The organism is Sphingobium sp. Z007, from assembly GCF_900013425.1.
GTDB lineage: Bacteria > Pseudomonadota > Alphaproteobacteria > Sphingomonadales > Sphingomonadaceae > Sphingobium.
The window spans coordinates 2,720,042-2,745,154 of record NZ_FBXK01000005.1 but is presented as its reverse complement, the minus strand read 5'-3'; the positions used below and the strand labels follow the sequence as shown (position 1 = coordinate 2,745,154).

Here is a 25,113-nt window from a genome sequence, read left to right as displayed (position 1 = left end):
CGGTTGTGCGCCGGGATAGAGAGTGACTGTCATATTGACGTCATCTTTTACGGGTGCATGCTAATGCGCATCGGACGGTTCGATGAAGGAAGAGCGGATATGAACGGCAGGCGCAACAGGATATTGGCGCTATCCCTGTGTCTTGTGGCCGGTCATCTGGTCATCGGACAGGCGCAGGCCGCGCCCAAGCAGCAGCCTCGGCCGGAAATCTTCACCAACCTGCTCCAGTGTCGCGCCATATCGGATAATGCGGCGCGCCTGGCCTGTTTCGACCAGCAGGTCGGCGCGATGGACGCCGCCGCCCAACGCGACGAAGTGGTCGTGCTCGACAAGAGCGAACTCAACAAGACGCGCAAGACGCTGTTCGGCTTCTCCTTCCCCAAACTGCCGTTCCTGGGCGGTGGTGATGATGACGGCGACAAGCCGCAGGCAGAAGGCGTCACCCATATCGACGCCACGATCGCGTCGGTCCGCAGCCTGGGCTATGGAAAATGGCAGATCGGCCTGGAAGACGGCGCGCAATGGATGACGACCGAAGCGGTGACCGGGCGTGATCCCAAGCCGGGGCAGAAGATCGAGCTGAAACGGGCCGCGATGGGGAGCTTCATGGGCAAAGTCGAAGGCGGTCGGGCCGTACGGATGAAGCGGATCAGCTGACCTTACAGTCCGTTCGGCATCGGTCCGGCCACGAGCATAGGGTCGATCCGCGCCTCGTTCCACTTCATTCCCCAATGGAGATGCGGCCCGGTGGCGCGCCCGGTTGCGCCGATCGCGCCGATGCGTTGCCCTTGCGTCACAGCGTCACCGACCTGCACGTCGATCCGCGATAGGTGCAGGAAGGCGCTGTTAAGACCATGGCCATGGTCGATCATCAGCAAATGCCCTTCCAGCGTGAAGGGCTTGTCCGCGGCGGCCAGGATCACCATGCCGTCCGCCGGCGCGACGACGGGCACGCCGGTTCCGCCCGCCACATCGACGCCGCCATGATAGGCACCGCGCGTGCCCTGATAGACGCGTTGCGACCCGAACAATCCCGATATCCGCCCGATCCGCGGCCAAATGAAACGCTGCCGCCAACCCTGCGCGTCCGTCACCGTCTCCCGCGCGGCGGCGATCGCCTCCAGTTCCGGCTTGCGCAGCGCCAGGAACGCCTGGGTGCTCTTGGACGGCCGCATCGGCGCGTCGATCCGTTCGATCCGCCAGGCGCGGGGGCTAACAGTCAACATGCGCTCGACCGTTCGCCCGTCTGGCAAGCGGGCGATAAGGCGCGCATTTGGCGCAGCGTCGCGATCGAAGGCGATCAAAAAACGGCCGTCAGCGTCCACCGGCACCAGTTGCGTGTCCAGCTTGAGTGCGACCGTCCCGGCGGGCGCGATACCGACCAGCGTGCCGCCCTGCGTCGCCGTGCCGGTGAGTTGAAAATCGGTTCGCCCTGCTGCGGGACGAGGGCTGGGCTGCGCCACCGCCGTTCCCGCGAAAGCCAAGAGCAGGGCGATGCCGATCCGCCTCATCGCGCGCCGCGGGCCTTCAACTCCGCCTCGACCGACGCCTGGGCGCTGGCATAGGGCTCCTGCCGTGCGATGCTCCAGTAACGCAGATCCTCCAACGCGATTTTCTGCCCGGTCACGGCGCACAGGACATGGTCGCCCGCCTGCAACACGCGGAAACTATAGGGCATATAATGGAGCCGGGCGATCCGGTCGCGGTTGGACATCAACATGGGTCAGGCCTTTCTGCGCCGCATCAGGAAAACAAGTCCTGTTGCGGCGTTGCGTCTGCCTCGCGCGGCTTGCGGGCGGGGCGCGGTGCAGGGGATATAGCGACCGGCGGGCGCTTCTCAAGCGGCGCCGCGTCGCCGATCGCGGCCTCCACCGTGCCGTCTTTGAAATGCAGCGTCACATGGCCCGCCGCCTGCGCCGCCGCCACTGATTGCACCAGACGCCCCTGCGCCATCACCCGCGCATAGCCCTTTTGCAGCGGCCGATCAGGATCAAGCGAGGCGAAATGGCGCGACACCCGGTCGAAGGCGATGGCGCGATCGGACAAAGCGCGTTGCAGATAGTCGGGGCGCAGCGTCAGCCGGTCGAGCCGTTCGCCCGCGCGCTGGACATGCTGGCGCAACAAGGCGGGTCGCAACGCGCCGCCCGCTTCATTGAGATGCGCGCGCGCCACTACAAGCCGGTGGCTCAACCCGCGATTGAGCCGGGCACTGGCCTCATCCAGCCGCTGCCGCTGGGGGCTGAGCAGCATGTCGGGCGTGGGCATCAGGCGCGCCTGCATCTCCAGCCGTTCCCGCGCCTGCGCCGCGCCGCGCCGCACCGCGCGCCCGGCCCGCAGGCCCATCTCGGTCAGGCCCGCCAGCAATTCTGCGCGCACCGGCACGGCCATCTCCGCCGCGGCGGTCGGCGTGGGCGCACGCCGGTCGGCGGCATAGTCGCACAGCGTCGTGTCCGTCTCATGCCCCACCGCCGATATGATCGGGATGGTGCAGTCTGCGACCGCCCGCACCACGATCTCCTCGTTGAAGCTCCACAGATCCTCGATCGACCCGCCGCCGCGCGCCACGATCACCAGGTCCGGCCGCGGCACCGGCCCGCTGCCGTCCATCGCGCTGAATCCGCGCACCGCCCGCGCCACCTGCTCGGCCGCGCCCTGGCCCTGCACCAGCACCGGCCAGACCAGCACATTGGTCGGGCAGCGATCGGCCAGCCGGTGAAGAATGTCCCGGATCACCGCCCCGGTCGGCGACGTAACGACGCCGATGGTGCGCGGCAGGAAGGGCAGGGGCTTCTTGCGCTCGACGGCGAACAAGCCTTCGCCCGCCAGTTTGGCCTTGAGCTTCTCCAGCAGCGCCATCAGCGCGCCTTCGCCCGCCAATTCCATCCGCTCGATCACGATCTGATATTTCGACCGACCGGGATAGGTGGTCAGCTTGCCCGTCGCGATCACCTCAACCCCGTCCTGCGGGGAAAAGGCCAACCGCTGCGCGCCGCCCTTCCACATCACCCCATCCAGCACCGCATTTTCGTCCTTCAGCGCCAGGTAGAGATGCCCCGACGCCGCCCGCTTGAACCCTGAAATCTCACCGCGCAGCCGCACATGGCCGAACCGGTCCTCGACCGTGCGCTTGAGCATCCCCGACAATTCGCTGACGCTGAGCGGCGGCGCGTTGTCCCCTGCGCGTTCCTCCGCTAACAGGCGGCCCGAACTGTCATAGGCATCGAAATCCGGGGACATGGGCGACATGAACATCCTTCTGCTTGGCGGCGGCGGCCGCGAACATGCGCTGGCGTGGAAGCTGGCGCAATCGCCCCGGCTTGATACGCTCTACGCCGCGCCGGGCAATCCGGGCATAGCCGAGCATGCGACATTGGTCGACCTCGACGCGACGGATCATCGCGCGGTTCTTGATTTTTGCGTCCGCCATTCGATCGGTCTGGTGGTGATCGGGCCGGAAGCGCCGCTGGTCGATGGCCTGGCCGACAATCTGCGCACGATCGGCGTGCCGGTGTTCGGCCCCAACAGGAAGGCCGCGCAACTGGAAGGGTCGAAGGGCTTCACCAAGGATCTGTGCCAGCGCGCCAACATCCCCACCGCCGCCTATGTCCGCGTCACCAGCAAGGATGGCGCGCTGGCCGCGCTCGATGATTTCGCCCTGCCGGTCGTCATCAAGGCGGATGGCCTGGCCGCGGGCAAGGGCGTCATCATCGCTGAAACCCGCGACGAAGCGTTTGAGGCGCTCGACACCATGTTCTCCGGCGCGTTCGGCGCGGCGGGCGAGGAAGTGGTGCTGGAAGAGTTCATGACCGGGGAGGAGGCGAGCTTCTTCGTGCTGACCGATGGCCGCGCGATCCTGCCCTTCGGTTCCGCGCAGGATCACAAGCGGGTAGGGGACGGCGATAGCGGCCCCAATACCGGCGGCATGGGCGCCTATAGCCCGGCGCGGGTGCTGACCCCGGAACTGGAGGCCCAGGTGATCGAAACGATCATCCGCCCGACTGTCGATACCATGGCGGCGGAAGGGACGGCCTATTCCGGCGTCCTTTATGCCGGCCTGATGCTGACGGCGGACGGCCCCAAGCTGATCGAATATAATGCCCGGTTCGGCGATCCCGAATGTCAGGTGCTGATGACGCGCTTCGACGGTGATCTGGTCGACCTGCTGCTGGCCGTGGCGCAAGGGACGTTGGCGGAGCAGGGACCAGTACGACTGGCGGATCGCACCGCGCTCACCATCGTCATGGCGGCCAAAGGCTATCCCGGCACGCCGGAGAAGGGCGGCGCGATCGGCGGCATCGAAGCGGCGGAACGGGGCGGCGCAAAGATTTTCCACGCCGGCACGGCAGAGAAAAACGGCGTGCTGGTCGCCAATGGCGGGCGCGTCCTCAACGTCACCGCCACCGCAGACACGGTCGGCGCGGCGCAGGCGGCGGCCTATGCCGCCGTGGATGCGCTCGATTTCCCGACCGGCTTCTGCCGCCGCGATATCGGCTGGCGGGCGGTCGCGCGCGAAGCGCAATAGACCGCGCCCTTGCGGCGCGCGGCAAAGCATCCTTAAATAGCGTCAGGATTTGGCAGGGAGACGAAGCGCGATGCAGGAATTCTTCATGGACTATGGACTGTGGCTGTTGGTCGCATTGCTGGTCGTCATCGCGCTGGTCTTCCTGCTGTCGGGCAGGCGCAAAGCGGAAGAACCGGTCGAACCGTCCGTTCCGGTCGCCTCGCCCCCCCCTGCACCGACACCCTTCGTCGATCCGATCATCGCCGCGCCGGTCGCGGTGTCTCCGGTGGTGGTCGCGCCTGTCGCGCCTGTGGAGCCGATCGCGGCGGTCGAACCCGTTGCGCCGGTCACGCCCATCGAACCGGTCGCAGAACCGACGCCTGCGCCGGAACCCGTGGCGGAACCCGCCCCCGCGCCGCAGCCCATTCCCGCTTCACCCGCCATTGCGGCGATCTCAGATGAGCTTGACGACCTGCTGCGTCTCAAGGGCGTTGGTCCCAAACTCAAGACGTTGCTGATCGAACTGGGCGTCACCCGCTATGCCCAGATTGCCGCCTGGGGCGATGCGGACATCGCCGCCATCGATGCGAAGCTGGGGAATTTCAAGGGCCGACCGGTGCGCGACCAATGGGTCGATCAGGCCAGATATCTCGCCGCCGGCGACATTGCTGGCTTCGAAGCGAAATATGGGAAATTATAAGGGCTAAGAATGTCCGTCCACCCGCCCGCCATGACGCGTAATGGCGCGCCATGGCCGGGGGACAGGACGCATCAGCGCTGGGCCAGCTGCACCGATGCCTTGTGCGTGATGGTCAGGCCGGCCTGCGCCCACTGCGCTTTCGAGCGGCAGCGGATCATGGGCGCGAGCGATCCGCTCACCGTTTCGCGAAAGCAATAGCGGTCGTTCTTCTGATCGTAGGTCACCTTGGCCTTGCCGAAGCTGCCTTGCGGCTCGGCGAAAGCGGGGGTGCTGGCGGCCGATACGGCCAGTGTGGCGGCGACGATGGCGGCGGCGAAAGCGATGGTCTTCATGAGGATTGTCCTTCCCTGAACATGTGGTTGGTGATCCTTGCTGGATCATGCCAACGACATTGCAGGGGGCGTGCCAATTCCCGAAAAGCGCAGAGAAGCGGGATTTTTGCGGCGAATAACATAATGCGTTGTCTGCAATATCTCCATAGGTTGGGATTTGAGCCAACTTATCAGCAAAAATTTCACGCTATGGGCAAATTGACTCAAACGATCGCATCTACCAGGGCGCGCGGGACGCGCAGCAATGATCCATGGCGAGCGCCCGCAGGCATGGCCAACCGGGCGCTGACATCGGTCCACCGCATCATGTCGCGGGTCATCGCCGCGCCCCAGCGGCCCTCCTTATACACATCATAATAGCAAATCAGCGCGTCGCCGATGCGGGCCGTCATTGGCCCCTCGACCCAGGCGGGCGAAAAGGGCGGGGACAGCGGGCCGAAGGGGCCGGTGGGGCTGTCGCCCTTCGCGACCTGCAGCCATTTGCGCGGCGGATCGACGGTCTCGTCCTTCACGATCAGCCATAGGCCACCCTCAGGACCTTGCGCGAACGTCCCGTCGATCACGCTGAAACCGGGGTCGTAGAGCGGCCGCGCCGGGGCGAAGGTCCCAAAATCCGCCGTGCTGCTGTGCCAGAGCCGATGATTATAGGCCGACTCGGACGTGCCGGCGGTTTGCGTGAAACGGCCGGTGACGGTGCTCGACCAGATAATTGCATACCGGCCCGTGCGCGGGTCGCGGATCGCCTCCGGCGCCCAGCAATTGCGTGTGCCGGGCACGTCCGCCATCACCGCTATGGCCCTTTGCGCCGACCAGTGGACCAGGTCGTCGCTGGTTGCATGGCCGATCGTCACGCCTTCCCAGGCGGTAGTCCACAGCAGATGATAGGTCCGTCCGTCCTGGAAGAGGAAGGGGTCGCGCAACAACTTCTTCTCGCCCACTGCCGGGACCAGCAGGCTGCGCCCGCCCGCCAGCGTGCGGAAGGCGAAGCCATCGTCGCTGACGGCGAGCTTCAGCCCGTCCGCCTCGCCCGCCTTGCCGGTGGTGAAATAGGCGAAGACCAGCGGGTCGTCGCGCCTGCCTTCACGCGGGGTGGTGCAACCGGTGAGCGCCATTGCGCCAAGGCCAAGGGCAAAATCCCGACGCCTCACCGATACGCCTTCGCCATCTGTCGATACAGGTCGAGCAGCGGGTTTGCGACATAATCGCCGCCATGGCCCATCGGACCGGTCGGTTCCGGCTTTGGCGTCGCCGTCGTGCCCGCCAGGCCGCCAGGCGCTTCGGCACTGTTCAAACCTTGGGAAATCAGGTCGGGCTTGGCCCCTTCGCCGGCATTGTGACCATCCTGATCGAAAATCGCCTCCTGATGCCGGGTCGGCTCCCATATGAAGGCGCCCCAGCCCTGTTTGCCGGGCAAGGCATGGACCAGATCGTTGATATAGCGTTTGCGGCTGGAATATTCCGCGACCAGCAGCCCCTTGTCGGGGTAGCGTCTGACGAATTGCGCAAAGGTCGCCGCCCAGTCGCCTTGCGCCCGCTGCTGGTAGCAGGAAAAGCCGATGACATCGAAATCCACCTGCCGCGCGATCAGCGCATCGGTCCATTCGCGCACGATCGGCCAGTGGCGGCCCAGATGATTGTGCAACTGGATCAGGATCGCCGGTTCGGCCCGCCGCGCCCCGGCGATCCCGGCGCGCAGCAATTGCGCGAAGGCGTCGAACCCGCCGACCTCGCCCACCTTGGCATGATTGGCGTCGGTGACCGGATTACCGGTAGGGGTGGATAATGTCACCCGGCCCTGGGGCCACAGGATGCCGAAGGTCGTTTCATTGCCGATCACCGCCATGTCGACCGGCGCACCGGCCGCGCGCATCGCGACCAGCGTGTCATGGGTGTGGGCGTCGACCGCCCTGGCCAGCAGGGAAAGGTCATAGCCCGCCCAGGCCGCCGGCACGCCCTGATGCTCCGGGTCGGCCCATATGTCGCTATAATGGAAGCTCAGGACCAGATAGAGGCCGGCGTCCTTGATGCGCCGCCCCAGCTTGATCGTCTGAGCGAGGCCAGCCCAGGCCTTGTCTGGCTCGCGTTTCGCATAGCCCTTCGCCGGATCGACGAAGATACGCAACCGGATCGCATTGAAACCCGCGTCGCGCAGCAAAATTATCGGGTCTTTCGGCACCCCGTCCACGAAATAGCGCGCGCCCGCGGCTTCATCTTCGGGAATCCAGCTGATATCCGCGCCGATCAGATAGGGGCCTGGCCGCGCGCCGCTGCGCCGGGTCGCCTGCGCCGGCCAAGCCAGACCCAGCCCGGCAAGGCCGGCGGACCGCAGCAATGTTCGTCTGTCAGGCATCGATCCTCCTCTATGGTGGGGAGGGTTTGCCCTCCTCTTGCTCCTGCGCAGGCAGGAGCCTAGTTCCGCAATCTCAACCGCGCGCCACGCTTCCCTCAGCGCGCCAGCCAGCCGCCATCGACCGGCAGCACATGTCCGTGAACATAACTCGCCGCGCTGGACGCCAGGAACACCGCCGCTCCGCCGATATCGCTCGCCGCGCCCCAGCGCCCGGCCGGGATGCGCTCCTGGATCTGGCGGTTGCGCGTCGCGTCCGCCTGGAGCGCGGCGGTATTGTTGGTGGCGATATAGCCCGGCGCGATGGCGTTCACATTGACGCCCTTGGCCGCCCATTCGTTCGCCAGCAGCTTGGTCAGCCCCGCGACGCCGCTCTTGGACGCGGTGTAGCTGGGCACGCGAATGCCGCCCTGGAAGGACAGCAGAGACGCGATGTTGATGATCTTGCCGCTGCCCTGTGCCAGCATGTGGCGACCGGCGGCCTGGGACAGGAAGAAGACGCTCTTGAGGTTGGTGTCGATCACCGCGTCCCAGTCCGCCTCGGTAAAGTCCACGCTGTCGGCGCGGCGGATGATCCCGGCATTGTTGACGAGGATATCGAGCCCGCCCAGCGCCGCGACCGTCTCGTCGACCACGCGCTGCACCGGCTCGATGCTCGACAGGTCGGCCGACACGAATTCGGCCCGGCGGCCTAGCGCGCGTATCTGGGCGACGGTCTCCTCCGCCGGGGTGCGTCCCACCGCAGCGATGTCCGCGCCTGCCGCGGCCAGCGCCAGCGCGATCGCCTGGCCGATGCCGGTATTCGCGCCGGTGACGATGGCGACTTTGCCGGCGAGGTCGAAGGGGTTTGTCACACTATGATCCGTTCGTTTCGAGCGAAGTCGAGAAACCTGTCATGACGCCGCGCGCCGTGTCTCGACTTCGCTCGACACGAACGGGCCATTGCTGTGGGGCTTACGCCAGCTGGCAGATATCCAGCACATTCATGTCGGTATAATCCTGGTTCTCGCCGGCCATCGCCCAGATGAAGGCATAGGCCTTGGTGCCCGTCCCCATATGGATCGACCAGGGTGGGGAAATGACCGCTTCCTCATTGCCCATGACGATGTGGCGCATCGCGTCGCCCTCACCCATATAGTGGAAGACGCGGTCGGCCGGGCCGTCCAGCTCGAAATAGAAGTAGATCTCGCTGCGCCGCTCATGGATGTGCGGGGGCATGGTGTTCCACACCGAACCGGGCTTGAGCACGGTCAGGCCCATGACCAGTTGCGCGCTGTCGCACACGCCGGGGATGACCAGTTGGAAGATGGTCCGCTCGTTCGATTCCTCCAGGCTGCCGCGCTCCAGCGCATTGGCGTCGGCGATCCCCAGCTTGCGGGTGGTGAACGCCTTGTGCGCCGGGCAGGAGGCCAGATAATAGCGCGCGCCCGCGCCTGCAAAGACCACGTCCTTCGCCCCCATGGTGACGTAGAGACAATCCTTGTTGCCCAGCGTGAAGATTTCGCCATCGACGGTGACCGTGCCTTCGACGCCGCTCACATTGACGATCGCCAGCTCGCGCCGCTCCAGGAAGGGATGGCCCGCCGCCGACGCCGGTTCGCTCTGCACCGGCAGCGTCACCGGCGCATTGGCCACCGCCACCCCGCCGATCACGAACCGTTCGGCATGGGTATAATTCAGCACGCATTCCCCGTCGCGGAACAGCCCGCCGATCAGATAGCGGTCGCGCAGTTCCTCGTTCGACACGCACTCCATCATGTCCGGGTGCGTCGCATAATAGGTTTTGTCGAACATCTAAGGACTCCATCGCAGCGATTTTGTCTCCTTATAGCGGCCAGAGATACAAAAGTAAGTCCTTATTCCCTGAATGTGGAATGATGGTCCGACATGCGGTCAATCGCGCAAGAGGATGACATGCAGGAAGCGCGGACCATGCGCGCCGCGCACATAGGTGCCCTCGATATCCGTCGTCCCCGATACGCCGGTGATCCAATAATGGGCGCGGGGTTGCGCACCGTCCCATGGCGCGTCCTCCAGATAGGGTGCGATGTCGCGGACGGCCAGCAGCACGATATGATGCAGCGCCAGGAAATTGGGCAGCATCGGCGCGGTCGGGCCGGTCTCGAAGATCAGCGACCCGGTCTCGGCGATCCCTTTGCGCGCGATGGCGAGGGCAGCGGCTTCGTCGGCCGCGGCGCTGTCGTGGAGGGTGAAGCCGCGCCAGTCGCAGGCTGTCAGGCGCGGATCGGCGGGTAGGCAGAGCGTAAGCGCTTCACCCTGTCCCGCCAGATAGCGGGCGACGGCGGCCGGCAGGTCCGCCATGGTCGCAATCACGTCATGGCTGGCATTGACGCTGGGCAGGGCGAGTCGGGAGAGAAATTCCGCCTCCAGCGCCGCTTCGTTCACCGCCGGACGCTCCGGCGCGACCAGCAGCGCATCGGCCTCGGCTCGGTCTGGCGCCGTTCCCTTCAACCGGGCGAGGATGGCGTCACGGGCGCTCATGGGCGGCGCGCCTTCTTATATTGCGCCATGAAGGTCTGCGCGGCGGGCTTGGGCATGTCGCGATGGCGCGTCCAGCCGCCTGCCAGTGGCAGGCTTGCGATCCACCCTTTCGTCCCCAGCAGCCGCAGCACCCGCACGGCGATGCCGGTCCCCAGCCGATAAAGGCGCGGCCGCGTCGCGACCCAGGCCCACAGGCCCAGCCCCCAGCGCATCGACGTCGGCTCCAGCCCCTCGCGCCAGCTTTTCTCGCGCCAGCCCTTGAGCAGGGTGGGGAGAGGGATGCGCACCGGACACACCTCCTGGCACTTGCCGTTGAGGGTGCAGGCGTGCGCCAGGTCGCGATTGGGCGCCAGCCCGTCCAGCACCGGCGTCAAAACCGCGCCCATCGGCCCCGGATAGGTGCCGCCATAGGCATGACCGCCAATCTGCCGAAACACGACGCAGTGATTCATGCATGCGCCGCAGCGGATGCAGCGCAGCATCTCGGCCAGCCCCTCTTCGCGCATCTTGGTGCGGCCATTGTCGACCAGGACGATATGCATCTCTTCCGGCCCGTCGTGATCGCCTGCGCGCTTCGGCCCGGTATAGAAGGTCGTATATTGGGTCAGCGCCGCGCCGGTGGCCGATCGCGCCAGCATCCGCAGCATATGGATGGCGTGCGGCATCGACGGCACGATCTTCTCGATCCCCGCGGTCACGATATGGACGCGGGGCGGCACCAGCGACAATTCGGCATTGCCCTCATTGGTGACGGTGCAGACCGCGCCTGTATCCGCAATCAGGAAATTCGCGCCCGATATGCCGACATCCGCGGCCAGCATCTGCGTGCGCAATTCCCGCCGCGCACTTTCGGCCATGGCGGCGATCGTCTCCTCCTGATGGGGTGAGCGATGCTTCGCCTTGAACAGCGCCGACACCTGTTCGCGCGTCTTGTGCATGGCGGGCCATATGATGTGCGACGGCCGTTCGTCCGCCAACTGGATGATATGTTCGGCCAGGTCCGTCTCCACCCGGCCGATCCCCGCTTCCGCCAGCGCATGAGGCAGGCCGATCTCCTCGCCCAGCATCGATTTGGACCGCGCGACGCTCCGCGCGCCCGCCGCCTTGCAGATGGCGATGACGATTGCGCAGGCCTCGTCCGCCGTGCTCGCCCAATGGACCTTGGCCCCGGCCGCAATGGCATTGGCCTCGAACTGTTCCAGATAAGGGCCCAGATGCGCGATCACATGATCCTTGATCGCCGCGGCGCGGGTCCGCGCCGCCTCGAAATCGGGGAAGGCGTCGATGGCGATGCTGCGCTTGGCCTCTGCCGTCCCCGCTGTGCGTTCGACCGCGATCTTGAGGATCGGGTCGGCCAGTGCGGCGTCGACGCGCTCCGTGAAGCCGCTCATGCCTCTTCCCCGATCGCCGGGCCATCGCCCATCCCGGCGATCAGTTCGATCGCATGATAGGCGCGCACCTTGCTGCCCTTCCGATGCAGCTTGCCCGCCATGTTCATCAAACAGCCCAGGTCCCCCGCCAGCAGCACGTCTGCGCCCGTAGCGTCGATCGCGTCGGCCTTCTCGCCGACGATCGCGTTGGAAATGGCGGGATACTTGACGCAGAAGGTGCCGCCAAAGCCGCAGCATGTCTCCTCGCCCGCCAAGGGCGCGAAGGTCAGGCCATCGATGCTCTTGAGCAATCGACGCGGCTGCGCCTTGATCCCCAGTTCGCGCAGGCCCGAACAACTGTCATGATAGGTGGCGGTGGCGTCCAGCGTAACGCCTTCCGGTTTCCACCCGCACACCTGGTCCAGATAGGCCATGATCTCGAACGTCTTGGCGGCCACGACCTGCGCGCGCGGCAGCCATTCGGGGTCATCCGCGAAGATTTCGGGATAATGGCAGCGGATCGTTCCCGCGCACGACCCCGACGGCACGACCACCGCTTCATAAGGCTCCAGCGCCGCGATCGTCTGCTTCGCCAGCACCGCCGCATGGTCCCGGTCCCCGCTGTTAAGCGCAGGCTGGCCGCAGCAGGTCTGTCCTTCCGGCACGATCACGTCGCATCCCGCCGCCTCCAGCGCGCGGATCGCGGCAAAGCCGATGCGCGGGCGCATCAAATCGACCAGGCACGTGACGAACAAGGCGACAGTCTTGCTCATAGTCCGTGGCGCTTCGCAAAATCGAGGAACAACTCCGGCCAGGGCGCGGGCGCGGCGGGCGGGGCGACCAGACCAAAGCCATGGCCGCCATCTTCGAACAAATGGCATTCCACCGGAATCTTGCGCGCGCGCAGCGCCGCTAGCATCACCAGGCTGTTTTCGACCGGCACGGCGGGATCATCGATCGCATGGGCCAGGAAAACCGGCGGCGTATCCGCGCTGACATGCTGGTCGAGCGAATAGGCGCGCATCTGTTCGACCGTCGGATCAGCGCCCAGCAACTGCGCGCGCGATCCCTGATGCACGAACGGGCCCTCCATCTGGATGACGGGATAGAGATAGGCCGCAACCGCCGCGTTGATCGGCTCTCGATCGGCGGAATCGACAGGCCTGTAGCTTTCCTCCGGCGCGCGGCTGGTGAGCCAGGCGGCCAGATGTCCGCCCGCCGAAAAGCCCATCACCCCAACCCGGTTCGCGTCGAACCGCTCACGACCGCCCAGCGCCCGCACCAGTCGCAGTGCGCGCTGGGCGTCCTGCAACGGCGCGTCAGGCCCCGCCGCCCAGCCGTCGCCGGGCAGGCGGTAGAGCAGCGCAAAACACACATAGCCCGCAGCCGCGAAACGCCGCGCCACATTATAGCCCTCATGCCCGATCGCGACCCGACTATAACCGCCGCCGGGGATCAGCAATATCGCCGCGCCATTGGGTTTCGCCGGGCGCAGCAGCGTCAGGGTCGGCGTCACGACATGGGCGAAGACGCCATCGTCCGGGCGGCTGTCAGGCCGGCGCAGCGTCTCCACCTCCTGCACATGGACTGTCTCGCCGCCCGGCGCCTGGCCCGGCCAGATCGGGAAGCGCTCGAACCCCGCCGGCAGCGGGAACGGGCCAGTCATGGTCGTCTGGCCCAGCGCCGGGCCAGCCAATGCGGCGCTGGCCACGGTGCCAGCGATCAGGGTGCGGCGGTCGATCGGGTTCATGGACGGTGGCCTTCCAGCAGCGCCGTGGCGCGCCTATTGCAGATTCACATACATGCCGCCATCGACCAGCAGCGCCGCGCCGGTGACATAGGCGGCCATGTCCGACGCCAGGAATATGATCGGCCCGGCTAGGTCTTCCGGCGCGCCGAGCCGCCCCAGCGGCACCCGCTTTTCCATATATTGGCGCTTCTCCGCGTCGGCCAGATCATCCTTGTTGATCTCGGTCAGGATCGTGCCGGGCAGCACGCTGTTGCAGCGTATGCCATGCTTGCCCAGTGCGATCGCGGTAGACTGCATCAGCGAATGGACCCCTGCTTTCGTGGGCGTGTAGTGCGTCTGATACTCCCCGCCGACCAGCGCGGAGATGGAGGAGACGGCGACGATCGATCCGCCATGCCCCTGTTTCACCATCTGCTGCGCGGCGGCCTGCACTATGAAATAGGCGCCGTGCAGGTTCACCTTGAAGGTCCGCTCGACCACATCGACCGGCATGTCGAGAAAGGCGTGGAAGGGGCAGATGCCCGCATTGCTCACCATGACGTCGACCTTGCCGAAGGCCTCGACCGCCTTGGCCACGAAATCCTGCGCAGTCTGCGGGTCGGCGACATCGCCCTTCACGGCGATGGCGCGCTGGCCCAGCGCCTCGATCTCGGCCACGCAGCTGGCGGCCGGCCCATCGCTGTTCGCATAGTTGATAACGACATCGGCGCCATGTTGCGCCGCGCCGATGGCGGCGGCGCGGCCGATGCCAGTCGATGCGCCGGTGATAAGGACGGTCTTGCCTTCAAGCAGCTTCATGGGATCGGCTTTCCTTCGATGGTTATCGCCGCACCGGGCGGCGGGGGGACTTGACGCCGGGGGTCCAGCCCAGGTCGGCGCTGACCTTGTGTGTGGCGGCGCGAACATCGTCGCTCAGCGCCGCCATGCGCTCATCGTCCATATATTGGGCCGCGCTCGACAGGCTGATGGCGGCGACGATCGCGCCCGACGCATCGCGGATTGGCGCGGCGACACAGCGTATCTGGTCTTCATTTTCTTCCAGGTCGAACGCCCGGCCAGCGGCGGCATAGCCGCGCATCCGCGCCAGCCAGCCGTCATACTCCTGCTGGTGGGTGCCTGCGGCCTGATCCGCGTCGAACAGCCGCCGCCAATTGGCTTCCGGGTCATCGATCAGCAGCGCCTTGCCAAGACCCGTTGAGGTCAGCGGGTGGCGATCGCCGATCCGGCTGCTGATCTCGACGCGGCGGCGGCCGGGAATCTTGTCGAGATACAGCGCTTGGTCGCCGTCAAGCCGGCCCAGATGCACCACATCCTCGCTGGCGGCTGCCAGCGCCTCCAGATGCGGCCGGGCAATCTGCACGACATCGGCCTGGCTCTGCGCCAGAAACCCCAGCTGGAGCAGCTTTGGCCCCAGTTGATAGCCCTCGCGCGGCAGGAAAGTCAGGAAACCGCGCTCCACCATGGCGTTGGCCAGCCGATGCGTGGTCGATCGGGTCAGCCTCATCCGTTCCGACAGGTCGGCCAGCTTGATCGGGCCGTCGATCACCTGGTCGAGCAGGTCCAGTCCGCGCTGCAAAGTCTGCGACCCGCCCGCCTTCTTCTCCTCTCGCCCCGAATTTTCCGGCGCATCCGATTCTGGGTTTGACGTTTTCTGTCTCATCTAATAATACTCTATCCCACAAAATGAGAAAAACAAGGGTGAAGGAGAGGCCGGCCGTGATTGTTCCGATCACGCCACCTCCCCGATACTCGGCCGCCATCGGCGGTTTGACCATATATTGGAAATTTTCGCCGACTGCTTTCACATCTTGGGCATCGGCATGGTTCAGGGAGTGTGTGCGTGCCGATCGTGACCTTGCCTAAGATCAAGCATGTTCGCGCCTTCACCGTGCGTGGGGGCGGGGCGGATTATCATGACCAGGGCGAAGGCCACTGGATCGACGATCACATTGCGACGCCGATGTCGAAATATCCCGAATATCGCCAGTCGCGCCAGAGCTTCGGCATCAACGTGCTGGGCACTCTGGTCGTGGAGATCGAGGCGGAGGACGGAACTGTCGGTTTTGCTGTCACAACGGGCGGCGAACCGGCCGCCTATATCGTCGAAAAGCATCTCGCCCGCTTCCTCGAAGGCCGCGCGCCCACGGATTATGAGAAAATCTGGGACCAGATGTATTTCTCGACCCAATATTATGGGCGCAAGGGCCTGGTCGTGAACGCCATATCCGGCGTCGATCTGGCGCTATGGGACTTGCTCGGCAAATTGCGGCAGGAACCGGTCTATCATCTGCTGGGCGGCGCGGTGCGCGACGAGCTGCAATTCTACGCCACCGGCGCGCGGCCCGACAAGGCGAAGGAATTTGGCTTTATCGGCGGCAAAATGGCGCTGCACCATGGTCCGGCCGAAGGCGTCGAGGGCTTGAAGAAGAATATCGCCGAACTGGCGGACATGCGGGAAAAGGTCGGCCCGGATTTCTGGCTGATGTGGGATTGCTGGATGGCGCTCGACGTCGACTATGCCACCCGCCTCGCCATCGCTGCGCACGACCTTGGCCTCAAATGGATCGAGGAAGCGATCAGCCCCGACGATTATTGGGGCTATGCCGCCCTGAAGCGCAACGTGCCCAAGGGCATGCTTGTCACCACCGGCGAGCATGAGGCGACCCGCTGGGGCTTTCGCATGCTGCTGGAAATGGATTGCTGCGACATCATCCAGCCCGATGTCGGCTGGTGCGGTGGCGTGACCGAATTGCTCAAGATCAGTGCGCTGGCCGATGCTCATGGCAAGATGGTCGTGCCGCATGGTTCATCGGTCTACAGCTATCATTTCGTCATCACCCGCCACAATTCGCCCTTCGCCGAATTTCTGATGATGCATCCGGGGCCGACCGAAGTGGTGCCGATGTTCCATCCCCAATTGCTGGGCGAACCGGTGCCGGAAAATGGCCGCATGAAGGTGACCGCGCTCGACAAGCCCGGCTTCGGCGTCGATCTCAACCCCGACATCGCGATGCATCGCCCCTATACCCATTGATTGTTCGCAAAAGAGAGACTGATCCCATGAAATTCGTTCGTTTCGGCCAGCCCGGCCACGAAAAGCCCGGCGTCATCGACAGCGATGGCAAGTTGCGTGACCTGTCGGGCATCGTCCCCGAACTGACCGTCGCAACGCTGGCCGCCGCCAAGGCTGCCGACATCGCGTCGCTGCCCGTCGTTGAGGGCGAACCGCGCTACGGCGTGCCGGTCAAGGGCATCGGCAAGATCGTCGCGATCGGCCTCAATTACGAGGATCATGCGATTGAATCCAACCTGCCGATCCCGACCGAACCGGTCATGTTCATGAAGGCTCTATCGTCGCTGAACGGCCCGAACGATGAAGTCGTGTTGCCCAAAAATTCGACCCATGGCGATTGGGAAGTCGAACTGGGCGTCATCATCGGCGAAACCTGCCGATACGTCAGCGAGGAAGAGGCGCTGTCCAAAGTCGCGGGTTACACGCTGGTCAACGACGTGTCGGAACGCTTCAACCAGAAGCAGCGCGGTAGCCAGTGGAGCAAGGGCAAGGGCCATGACACCTTCTGCCCGGTCGGCCCCTGGCTGGTGACGCCGGATGAAATCGGCGACCCACAGGATCTGGACATGTATCTCGACGTCAACGGTCAGCGGATGCAGACCGGCAACACGAGGACGATGATCTTCACCGTCGCCCAGCTGATTGCCTATGTCAGCGAATATGTCACCCTCTATCCGGGCGACCTGATGATTACCGGCACGCCGCCCGGCGTGGGTGAAGGCAAGAAGCCCGACGCCATCTACCTCAAGCCTGGCGACGTCATGGAACTGGGCATAGCCAAGCTCGGCGTCCAGACGCAGCAGGTGTCGGCATGGCGTCACCTGGGCGACGTGGTCCTCGGATGAGCGTCTATGCAGGCCGTTTCGCGGGCCGCAACGCGATCATCACCGGCGGCGCGTCGGGGCTGGGCAAGCAGGTCGCCGCGCGGATCGTCGCCGAAGGGGGCAAGGTGGCGCTGTGGGATCTCAATCCCGACGCGCTCGCCGAGACCCGCGATGAAATCGGCGCGGTCCATGTGGTCGCACTCGACGTCAGCGATTACGCCGCCGTGGCCGCCGCAGCGAAGGCAACCGCCGCGGCTCTCGGCAAGGTCGATATCCTCATCTGCTCGGCCGGCATCACCGGTGCGACCGCGACCGTCTGGGACTATCCGGTCGACAGTTTCCAGCGTGTCATCGACATCAATTTGAATGGCCTTTTCTACTGCAACCGGGAAGTCGCGCCCTTCCTTCTGGAAAATGGCTACGGCCGGATCGTCAATCTGGCCTCCGTGGCGGGCAAGGAAGGCAATCCCAATGCATCCGCCTATTCCGCAAGCAAGGCCGGCGTGATCGGCTTCACCAAGAGCTTGGGCAAGGAACTGGCCGGCAAGGGCGTGATCGCCAATGCGCTGACCCCTGCCACCTTCGAAAGCCCGATCCTGGCGCAACTTCCCCAGAGCCAGGTCGACTATATGCGCTCGAAAATCCCGATGGGCCGGCTGGGGGAGATCAGCGAATCGGCCGCGATGGTCTGCTTCATGGCCAGCGAGGAATGCAGCTTCACCACCGCATCGACCTTCGACACGTCAGGCGGCCGCACCACCTTCTAAGCCAAAAGTTGCGCGGCGCGACCGACCGTCAAAAGCCGACGCGCCGCAAATGTCTTGGCCCTATATCAATCCCGTTCGCCCTGAGCCTGTCGAACGGCTTTCTTCTCTTGAAGCGGGAAGAGAAGGGCTTCGACAGGCTCAGTCCGAACGGGGGTTTGTTTCAGCGGAGAGGTTCATGATCCCCTTTGTCGATGCCCATATCCATTTGTGGGATCTCCAGCATATCCGCTACGACTGGCTGAGCGCCCCCTTCTCCGATGAGGGACCGAACGGCAGCGTCGAGGCGATCGCCCACGACTATGGCGTCACCGATTACCGCACCGACCTCGCCCGTTGGCATGTCGTGGGCGCGGTCCATGTCGATGCAGGCGCGGCGGCGGACAGTGCGGTCCGCGAAACCCAGTGGCTCGATGGCCTCGCAGCCGTCGAAGGCCTCCCCACCGGTTTCGTCGCCTTTGCCGCTCTCAACAATCCCGATGTCGATACCCTGCTCGCCGCGCAGGCCGCCCATCCGCGGGTCAAAGGCATCCGCCATATCGTCAATTGGCATCCTGATCCCCGACGCACCTATAGTCTCACCGACCTCACCGTCGATTCCCAATGGCAGGCAGGCTACACGCTGCTCGCGAAGCACGGCCTCTCCTTCGACCTGCAATGCTATCCAGGCCAGATGCCGGGCCTCGTGCCACTGATCGCGCGCCATCCCGACATTCCGGTCATCATCAACCATATGGGGATGCCGGTCCTCACCGACGCCGATGGCCTGGACGACTGGCGCAAGGGCATGACGGCGCTCGCCGCCTTGCCTCATGTCGCAGTCAAGCTTTCGGGCATGGGCTTCATCCGTCGCGACTGGACCCGCGAAACGATCGAACCGCTGGTCCGCGAAACCATCGACCTGTTCGGCGTCGATCGCTGCGCCTTCGCTAGCGACACGCCCACCGACAAACTATTCGGTCCGATCGACCGCTATATGGAAGCCTATCACGCCATCGTCGCGGACTTTCCCGAAGCCGACCGCCGCGCGCTCTTCGCGGGCAACGCCAACCGCCTCTATCGTTTGGGACTCAACCTATGATCGGCAATCCACTGCTCGGCGTCCTCTTCCATTGGCTGGGCGGGCTCGCCTCGGCCAGCTTCTACGTTCCCTATCGCGGCGTCAAACGCTGGAACTGGGAGATTTTCTGGCTCACCGGCGGCATCTTCTCCTGGGTTATCGCCCCTTGGTTCTTCGCTGCGATCCAGACCAGCGACCTGATGGGCGTGATGCGCCAGGTGCCGCCCTCGGTCATGGGCTGCTGCGTCTTCTTCGGCTTTCTCTGGGGCTTTGGCGGCCTCACCTATGGCCTGACCATGCGCTATCTGGGCCTCTCGCTCGGCATGGCGGTGGTGCTGGGCCTGTGCACCGTATTCGGCACATTGATCCCGCCGATCGTCGACGGCAGCTTCATGACGCAGATCGCCGGCACGCTGCACGGGCAGATCGTGCTGCTTGGCCTGGCGGTCACGGTTCTGGGCATCGTGGTCGTCGCGATGGCGGGCGCGCGCAAGGATGCGGCGCTGTCGGCGGAGCAGAAAGCTGCGGCCGTCGCGGAGTTTAATTTCAAAAAAGGCATCGCCGTCGCCATCTTCTCCGGCATCATGTCCTCCTGCTTCGCCTTCGGCCTGGCGGCGGGCGAACCGGTCAAGGTGCTCTCGGCGGCGGCGGGCACCGGCCCGCTCTGGACCGGACTGCCCACCCTCTGCCTCGTCATGTTCGGCGGCCTTGTCACCAACGCGCTCTGGTGTGGCTGGCTGATCGTCAAGAACAGGTCGGCGGGCCAATGGGTCGGCGCGGCGGACGCATCGGGCCATCGCCCCGCGCTCCTTCCCAATTTCCTGCTTTGCGCGCTGGCGGGCACCGCCTGGTATTTTCAGTTCTTCTTCTACACCATGGGCGAAAGCCAGATGGGCCGTTTCGGCTTTTCCAGCTGGACGCTGCACATGGCGTCCATCATCATCTTCGGCACCTGCTGGGGCTTCGCCTTCCGCGAATGGAAGGACGCCGCGCCCGCCGTCCGCCGCATGGTGTGGAGCGGGGTGGGCCTGCTGATCTTCGCCACGCTCATCATCGGCTATGGCAACCGCCTCGCCGTCTGATCGCCTGGCCCGGCGTCAATGCCGGGCCGGCACCGCATCCGACTGGCGACGGATCAGCTGGTAGTCGAGCTTCACTTTGCCGATAATCGCGTCCGCGCCCTCGTCCTGGCTGCGGAAGCGCATCGCCAGCAGGCCGATCGCCTCGCGGCTCATGTCGCGGATCGGCTGGCGGATGGTGGTCAGCGCCGGCCAGATCGCGCTCGCTAGCGGCGTATCGTCAAAACCGCAGATGCTGATTTCGGCCGGCACGTTGATCCGGCGCTGGTGCGCGACGGTGATCGCCGCGGCGGCCATATCATCGTTGCAGGCGAAGATGGCTGTCGGCCGCGGCTCCAGCGACATCAGCCGTTCAGCCGCGTCCAGCCCCGACCGATAACTATAGTCGCCCGGCACGATCAGCTGGTCGTCATGCGCCAGCCCATGATGGAGCAGTGCGTCGCGAAAGCCCTGCAACCGGCGCGCGCTGGACCGGTGGCGTGGATTGCCCTCGATGAAACCGATGCGCCGATGCCCCAATTCGATCAGGTGCCGGGTGAGGTCATAGGCCGCATGGCGATCGTCGGTGCCGACGGCCAGCATGTCCGGTGCGTCCTGGTCCGGCGCGATGGCGACGATCGCGATGTCGCGCGCGATCAGTCCGGCGATCAGGTCCGGCCAGTCGCACAGGGGCGGCGGCAGGATCACGCCGGCGACATTGGCATCGGCGACCTGCTCGACGATCTCTTCGGCAAAGGCGCCGGGCGCGCATTGTTCGACCACCAGATGCAGGTGTCGTTGCGGCGCTTCGCTTAGCGCCCCCAGCAGCAATTCGCCCAGATAGGCTGATGTGGTGGAGTTGCTGTGCAGCAACGCGACGCGCCGATCGACGCTCCCGGCCAGCGCGCGGGCGGACGCATTGGGGATATAGCCCAGTTCCTTGACCGCCAGTTCGACCGCGCGTCGCGCCTTGGCGCTGACCAGCGCCTTGCCGTTGACCGCACGCGAAGCGGTCATGACCGACACGCCCGCGCGAGCGGCAACTTCCTTGATCGTGGGGAGCTTCTTCTTGGGGTCGCTTTTCTGCATCCCCTCTTCCCTAGCTGCTTTTACGGCCAAGGAAAATCATAGGGATTCAGGGCGTCAGCTTGATATGTGCCGGGGCGTTACGATCGACGCTGATCACCCCGTCCTTTTCCGTCAACTCGGCGATCTGGAGCACGCTGCGCCGCGGCCAGTCGGGGTTCGCCTTGGCTTCGTCCTCGCCATCCTGATGGACGAAGTAGAGGATATAGGCGCGATCCCCAGCTACGATGATGTCGGGATGCTGCCCCTTCGCCCGGTCGGTCGGATGGATGCCGGGCTGGTCCAATATATGGCCGGGCTGCGTCGTCCAACGCGCGCCATCGGCCGATCGCATGACCAGTAGTCCCCTCCACGCGTCGGATATCAGCCAGTATCGCCCCTTCCATACGAAGGCCTTCGGTCCTTCACCCGGCGTGTGCGTCAACCGCTCGCCCGCCGTCCAGTGGACCAGATCGTCGCTGTCGGCAGTACGGATCGCCTTGTTCATCCGCTCGTCGTTATAGAATAGCCGATAACGACCGCCGGGCAGCGCCAGCACGCTGGCGTCGATCACTCGGTCGGAGCCAAGGTCGAGCCGCTCGCCGCAGGTCCATGCCTTAAGGTCCGGGCTGGTCAGATGGACGATGAAGCGCGGCGCGTTCCAGTCGCGATAGACGCCCGGCACCACCGTCAGCCACATATGCCACTGGCCCGCCAGCCATTGAACCTCAGGTGCCCACAGCGTCTCGCCGGTGCAGCTTTTGGGAATGTTGGCCGTGCCGCCATAGGTCCAGTGCGCGCCATCCTTCGACCGCGCGACTCCGATCGCGGTGCCATGGACCCAGCGCACGTCCCTGGCGTCCTCCATGGGAAGGTCGGCGCGGCGGTTGGTGTAAAACATCACCCATTCGCCGCTGGTCGGGTCGCGCACGGTCGAGGCATCCGCCGCCCCGTCATGCACCGGATCGCGGAACAACGGCTTGGGCGCGACCGGCCCGCTGGCCGCTGCCAGCAGCAGCAAAGCGCCGATCATCGCGGCAATCCTGTCATCGTGCCTGCCCCGCCACCGGATTATGGCCCCACAACTGGTCGTAGCGCCAGCCGGACAGATCCTCGACGACCAGCGCCGCGCCGGGCGAGCTGGGCGTGCGCGCGCCGCTGCGCAGATGCTCGATCTCATGCATCAATATGTCGTGGGTGGCAGGGCTCAGGCGAAAGCGTGTGGATATGGCGATACCGAACATCAGGCAGCCGACCGTGCCCACGCCCAGCAGCAGCGCCATGGTCAGGATCGCCCCGGAACTCTGCGCCGGGGCGCCCGACACGAAACCGCCCGCCTGCATGATGAACCCCACGCCCGCGACCGCGACCGCCTGGGTCGCCTTGCGCACGAAGGTCATGACGCCGGCAAAACTGCCCTCGCGCCGCTGGCCGGTGACGATCTCGTCCACGTCGGCCATATAATTATAGGTCGCCCATGGAATATAGTTGAGCGCCCCGCGCCCCAGACCCGCCAGGATGATCGGCAACCAGATCCAGGGGGATGTGGCAGGCACGCCGAGCAGCCACAGGGCGATCAGCGCGAACACGCCCACCGCAAAGTCTATCGCAGCGACCTGATAGGCGCGGGAAGGGGACGCGCGCAGCGCCAGGTTGATGGCGATGATGACCGCTACGAACTGGACGATATACATGGTGCCCAGCAGCCCCGATGCGATGGCCATTGATCCTGACAGCGCGAAGATGACGAAAAAGGTGAAGGCCGCGTTGAAAATATCCTGGCTGATATAGCCGCCCAGATACATGCCCAGGTGCAGGCGGAAGGCGCGAATCCGCATGGTCGAGAAGAGGTTGCGATAGAGCGCCTTCAACGCCTGCCCAGCGCCACCGGCCACGGGCCGTTCGGCGGCCACCGCCCGCCCGCCCGGCATATGCCGTTCCCAGCTGAACAGGTAAAGCAGGCCCGCCGTCACCATGAACAGCGCCGCGAAGATCAGGCCCATATAGAAGAAGGTGTCGGCGCTGTCCCGGCCCAGCGCATTAATGAGCCACAGCGGCAGAAAGCCCGCGAGGATCGCCGACGCCTGCCCGAACAGGATGCGCGATCCGGCGAACTTCGCCTTGGTGCGATAGTCGCTCGACATTTCGGCCGCCAGCGTTTCGAACGGGATGATCTCCATCGCATAGACCAGTTCGAACAGCACATAGCTGACGAGATAATACCAGAATCCCTGCCCCGGCAGCCACATCAGCGCGAAGCTGGGCAGCAACGGGATCGCGGCCAGGATGAAGAAGCGCCGCCGCCCAAATCTCCGCCCCAGCCAGGTCGATCCGAAATGGTCGGAAATATAGCCGATCATCGGCGAGGCGAAGGCGTCCAGGATGCGGGCCACGGCGAAGATCGTCGCCGCCTGCCCGGCGCTCAGCCCGCAAAACTGCGTGAAGAAGATCAGCACCCAGCCCGAAATGACTGCCATCGATCCCGCGCCCAGCACATCGTTGGAGCCGTAGGCGAGATAATTGCGCAGGCGGACGGGCCGGGTGGGCGCTGTTTCAGGCATGGTCGGCTCCTCCGCCCTTCTTATCATTGTCATTCCCCGACCGGCGAGGGTGCGCGCACGACCGCCACCCGTCCGGTTTGGCCTGCGTCAGATATAGGTCCGCAGAAACTCCCCCAGCGCACAGATGGCCAGGCTCTGGCCATAGGGCATGGAGGTCAGCGCGATATCCTTGTAGAATTGCTGGGTATCGCCCATCGCCGTGCCGAAGCTGACCTGCTGCAGCTCGCCGGCCTCATCGATATTGGCAAGTACCCCGCGCACCGCCTTGATGCCGACCGCGTCATATTGGCGCGGCAGATAGCCCTTCCGCACCGCCTTCAATATGCCATAGGCGAAACCGGCGGTGGCCGATGCTTCCAGATAGCTGGTCGGATCGACGATCAGCGTGTGCCACAAGCCGGTGTCCGCGTCCTGCGTCTCACTCAGCGTCTTCACCTGGGCGGCGAGCGTGTCGATCAGGAAGGTGCGGAAGAAATCGCCGTCCTTCAGGTCGAGAATCTCGATGATCTCCGGAATGGCGATCGTCACCCAGCAATTGCCGCGCGCCCACAGCGCCTCCGCAAAATTGTGGCGGCCGTTAAAGTCCCAGCCGTGGAACCACAGGCCCGTCCTGGTATCGAACAGATATTTTATGTGGATCAGGAATTGCCGCTTGGCTTCCTCGACATAGGCCGGGCGGTCCAGCAGCAGGCCGATCTTGGCCAGCGGCAGCACCGACATCATCAGCGTGTCGTCCCACAACTCACCGGGATTTTCGTCATTATACACGATATGCTGGAACCCGCCTTCTTCGGTCTTGGGCAGGCCATCGGGCGCCATCAGCCATTCGGCCCAGCTGTCCAGATAGGGGATATAGCGCGGGTCCGGTTCATGTTCATGCAGGTAGGCGAGCGTGATGAAGGGCGCCATCGTGTTGATATTCTTGGTCGGCGTGCCCTCGGCGAAGCGATCCTCGAACCATTGCTTGATGATCGTCAGCGCCTTGGCGTCGCCGGTCTGCTCATAATAGCGCCACATGCCGAACAGGCCGATGCCGTGGGTCCATTCCCATCCGGCCCAGCCCTTGGTGTCGATGATGCGGCCATCGTCCAGATGCAGCAGGAATTCGCCGGTCTCGTCCCGGATATTGACGAGATTGTCCATCAGGCGATCGATGGCATCGATCACCTGGGGGCGAGGGACGTCATGAGTGAGAGCGGCCACGTA

Annotated in this window: 26 protein-coding genes; 8 read left to right on the top strand and 18 right to left on the bottom strand. The window is 64.9% G+C overall.

The window, feature by feature from the left end:
* Positions 1–99: 99 nt before the first annotated feature.
* A complete protein-coding gene (locus CEQ44_RS21265) occupies positions 100–657 on the top strand; it encodes a hypothetical protein (protein WP_254913788.1) in 558 nt (185 codons plus the stop codon).
* 2 nt (positions 658–659) lie between these two features.
* On the opposite strand, the gene CEQ44_RS21260 is transcribed toward CEQ44_RS21265, so the two are convergent.
* From CEQ44_RS21260 to xseA, 3 genes are read right to left on the bottom strand one after another with little or no spacing between them, the layout of a single operon-like run.
* Positions 660–1,511: a M23 family metallopeptidase gene (locus tag CEQ44_RS21260; protein WP_088184852.1), complete on the bottom strand. Its 852-nt coding sequence runs from the start codon at positions 1,509–1,511 to the stop codon at positions 660–662.
* A complete protein-coding gene (locus CEQ44_RS21255) occupies positions 1,508–1,720 on the bottom strand; it encodes a DUF2093 domain-containing protein (RefSeq protein ID WP_088184853.1) in 213 nt (70 codons plus the stop codon). Before CEQ44_RS21255 ends, CEQ44_RS21260 begins: the two co-directional genes overlap by 4 nt.
* A gap of 23 nt (positions 1,721–1,743) precedes the next feature.
* Complete coding sequence (gene xseA, locus CEQ44_RS21250; protein WP_088184906.1) at positions 1,744–3,237, bottom strand: exodeoxyribonuclease VII large subunit; 1,494 nt, start codon at positions 3,235–3,237, stop codon at positions 1,744–1,746.
* Between the two features lie 7 nt (positions 3,238–3,244).
* Between xseA and purD the strand changes: the two genes are divergently transcribed.
* Together purD and CEQ44_RS21240 are read left to right on the top strand one after the other, a co-directional pair.
* Positions 3,245–4,522 carry a phosphoribosylamine--glycine ligase gene (gene purD, locus CEQ44_RS21245; protein WP_088184907.1) on the top strand — a complete coding sequence of 426 codons (1,278 nt, stop codon included), beginning with the start codon at positions 3,245–3,247 and terminating at the stop codon, positions 4,520–4,522.
* A gap of 70 nt (positions 4,523–4,592) precedes the next feature.
* On the top strand, positions 4,593–5,201 hold the full coding sequence (locus tag CEQ44_RS21240; RefSeq protein ID WP_088184854.1) for a hypothetical protein: 609 nt from the start codon (positions 4,593–4,595) through the stop codon (positions 5,199–5,201).
* A 71-nt stretch (positions 5,202–5,272) separates the two neighbouring features.
* Here the strand turns inward: CEQ44_RS21240 and CEQ44_RS21235 are convergent, their stop codons facing one another.
* From CEQ44_RS21235 to CEQ44_RS21185, 11 genes are all read right to left on the bottom strand, one after another.
* Positions 5,273–5,533, bottom strand: coding sequence for a hypothetical protein (locus CEQ44_RS21235; RefSeq protein ID WP_088184855.1), 261 nt, complete (start codon positions 5,531–5,533; stop codon positions 5,273–5,275).
* 203 nt (positions 5,534–5,736) lie between these two features.
* Positions 5,737–6,645, bottom strand: a complete 909-nt coding sequence (locus tag CEQ44_RS21230; RefSeq protein WP_256960053.1) for a glycoside hydrolase family 43 protein — start codon at positions 6,643–6,645, stop codon at positions 5,737–5,739.
* A 32-nt stretch (positions 6,646–6,677) separates the two neighbouring features.
* Complete coding sequence (locus CEQ44_RS21225) at positions 6,678–7,883, bottom strand: glycosyl hydrolase 53 family protein (protein WP_088184857.1); 1,206 nt, start codon at positions 7,881–7,883, stop codon at positions 6,678–6,680.
* Positions 7,884–7,978: 95 nt separating this feature from the next.
* Complete coding sequence (kduD, locus tag CEQ44_RS21220) at positions 7,979–8,734, bottom strand: 2-dehydro-3-deoxy-D-gluconate 5-dehydrogenase KduD (protein ID WP_088184858.1); 756 nt, start codon at positions 8,732–8,734, stop codon at positions 7,979–7,981.
* A gap of 100 nt (positions 8,735–8,834) precedes the next feature.
* Positions 8,835–9,674: a 5-dehydro-4-deoxy-D-glucuronate isomerase gene (gene kduI, locus CEQ44_RS21215; protein ID WP_088184859.1), complete on the bottom strand. Its 840-nt coding sequence runs from the start codon at positions 9,672–9,674 to the stop codon at positions 8,835–8,837.
* Between the two features lie 99 nt (positions 9,675–9,773).
* Complete coding sequence (locus tag CEQ44_RS21210; protein WP_088184860.1) at positions 9,774–10,382, bottom strand: LUD domain-containing protein; 609 nt, start codon at positions 10,380–10,382, stop codon at positions 9,774–9,776.
* On the bottom strand, positions 10,379–11,773 hold the full coding sequence (locus CEQ44_RS21205; protein ID WP_088184861.1) for a lactate utilization protein B: 1,395 nt from the start codon (positions 11,771–11,773) through the stop codon (positions 10,379–10,381). The genes CEQ44_RS21210 and CEQ44_RS21205 overlap by 4 nt, the downstream gene beginning before the upstream one ends.
* Positions 11,770–12,525, bottom strand: coding sequence for a (Fe-S)-binding protein (locus tag CEQ44_RS21200; RefSeq protein ID WP_088184862.1), 756 nt, complete (start codon positions 12,523–12,525; stop codon positions 11,770–11,772). The genes CEQ44_RS21205 and CEQ44_RS21200 overlap by 4 nt, the downstream gene beginning before the upstream one ends.
* The gene (locus CEQ44_RS21195) at positions 12,522–13,502 is read right to left on the bottom strand and encodes an alpha/beta hydrolase (RefSeq protein ID WP_088184863.1); all 981 of its coding nucleotides are present in this window, start codon (positions 13,500–13,502) and stop codon (positions 12,522–12,524) included. Before CEQ44_RS21195 ends, CEQ44_RS21200 begins: the two co-directional genes overlap by 4 nt.
* Before the next feature lie 33 nt (positions 13,503–13,535).
* Positions 13,536–14,300, bottom strand: coding sequence for an SDR family NAD(P)-dependent oxidoreductase (locus tag CEQ44_RS21190; protein WP_088184864.1), 765 nt, complete (start codon positions 14,298–14,300; stop codon positions 13,536–13,538).
* Between the two features lie 22 nt (positions 14,301–14,322).
* Entirely contained in the window at positions 14,323–15,162 is an 840-nt protein-coding gene (locus tag CEQ44_RS21185) for an IclR family transcriptional regulator (RefSeq protein ID WP_088184865.1), read from the bottom strand.
* A 189-nt stretch (positions 15,163–15,351) separates the two neighbouring features.
* Between CEQ44_RS21185 and rhmD the strand changes: the two genes are divergently transcribed.
* The 5 genes from rhmD to rhaT all read left to right on the top strand — a co-directional run bounded on the left by rhmD (position 15,352) and on the right by rhaT (position 20,305).
* Positions 15,352–16,536 (top strand): L-rhamnonate dehydratase, encoded by a 1,185-nt coding sequence (gene rhmD, locus CEQ44_RS21180; protein WP_088184908.1) that lies wholly within the window; start codon positions 15,352–15,354, stop codon positions 16,534–16,536.
* 26 nt (positions 16,537–16,562) lie between these two features.
* Positions 16,563–17,420, top strand: a complete 858-nt coding sequence (locus tag CEQ44_RS21175) for a fumarylacetoacetate hydrolase family protein (protein ID WP_088184866.1) — start codon at positions 16,563–16,565, stop codon at positions 17,418–17,420.
* Positions 17,417–18,166 (top strand): SDR family NAD(P)-dependent oxidoreductase, encoded by a 750-nt coding sequence (locus tag CEQ44_RS21170; RefSeq protein ID WP_088184867.1) that lies wholly within the window; start codon positions 17,417–17,419, stop codon positions 18,164–18,166. The genes CEQ44_RS21175 and CEQ44_RS21170 overlap by 4 nt, the downstream gene beginning before the upstream one ends.
* A 175-nt stretch (positions 18,167–18,341) precedes the next feature.
* Entirely contained in the window at positions 18,342–19,244 is a 903-nt protein-coding gene (locus CEQ44_RS21165; protein ID WP_088184868.1) for an amidohydrolase, read from the top strand.
* Positions 19,241–20,305 (top strand): L-rhamnose/proton symporter RhaT, encoded by a 1,065-nt coding sequence (gene rhaT, locus CEQ44_RS21160; RefSeq protein WP_088184869.1) that lies wholly within the window; start codon positions 19,241–19,243, stop codon positions 20,303–20,305. The genes CEQ44_RS21165 and rhaT overlap by 4 nt, the downstream gene beginning before the upstream one ends.
* Before the next feature lie 15 nt (positions 20,306–20,320).
* Here the strand turns inward: rhaT and CEQ44_RS21155 are convergent, their stop codons facing one another.
* The 4 genes from CEQ44_RS21155 to CEQ44_RS21140 all read right to left on the bottom strand — a co-directional run bounded on the left by CEQ44_RS21155 (position 20,321) and on the right by CEQ44_RS21140 (position 25,110).
* Positions 20,321–21,370 carry a LacI family DNA-binding transcriptional regulator gene (locus CEQ44_RS21155; RefSeq protein WP_088184870.1) on the bottom strand — a complete coding sequence of 350 codons (1,050 nt, stop codon included), beginning with the start codon at positions 21,368–21,370 and terminating at the stop codon, positions 20,321–20,323.
* Positions 21,371–21,416: 46 nt separating this feature from the next.
* Positions 21,417–22,379: a family 43 glycosylhydrolase gene (locus CEQ44_RS21150; RefSeq protein ID WP_088184871.1), complete on the bottom strand. Its 963-nt coding sequence runs from the start codon at positions 22,377–22,379 to the stop codon at positions 21,417–21,419.
* A gap of 13 nt (positions 22,380–22,392) precedes the next feature.
* Positions 22,393–23,907 (bottom strand): MFS transporter, encoded by a 1,515-nt coding sequence (locus CEQ44_RS21145; RefSeq protein ID WP_088184872.1) that lies wholly within the window; start codon positions 23,905–23,907, stop codon positions 22,393–22,395.
* An 87-nt stretch (positions 23,908–23,994) separates the two neighbouring features.
* On the bottom strand, positions 23,995–25,110 hold the full coding sequence (locus CEQ44_RS21140) for a glycoside hydrolase family 105 protein (RefSeq protein ID WP_088184873.1): 1,116 nt from the start codon (positions 25,108–25,110) through the stop codon (positions 23,995–23,997).
* Positions 25,111–25,113 lie beyond the last annotated feature (3 nt).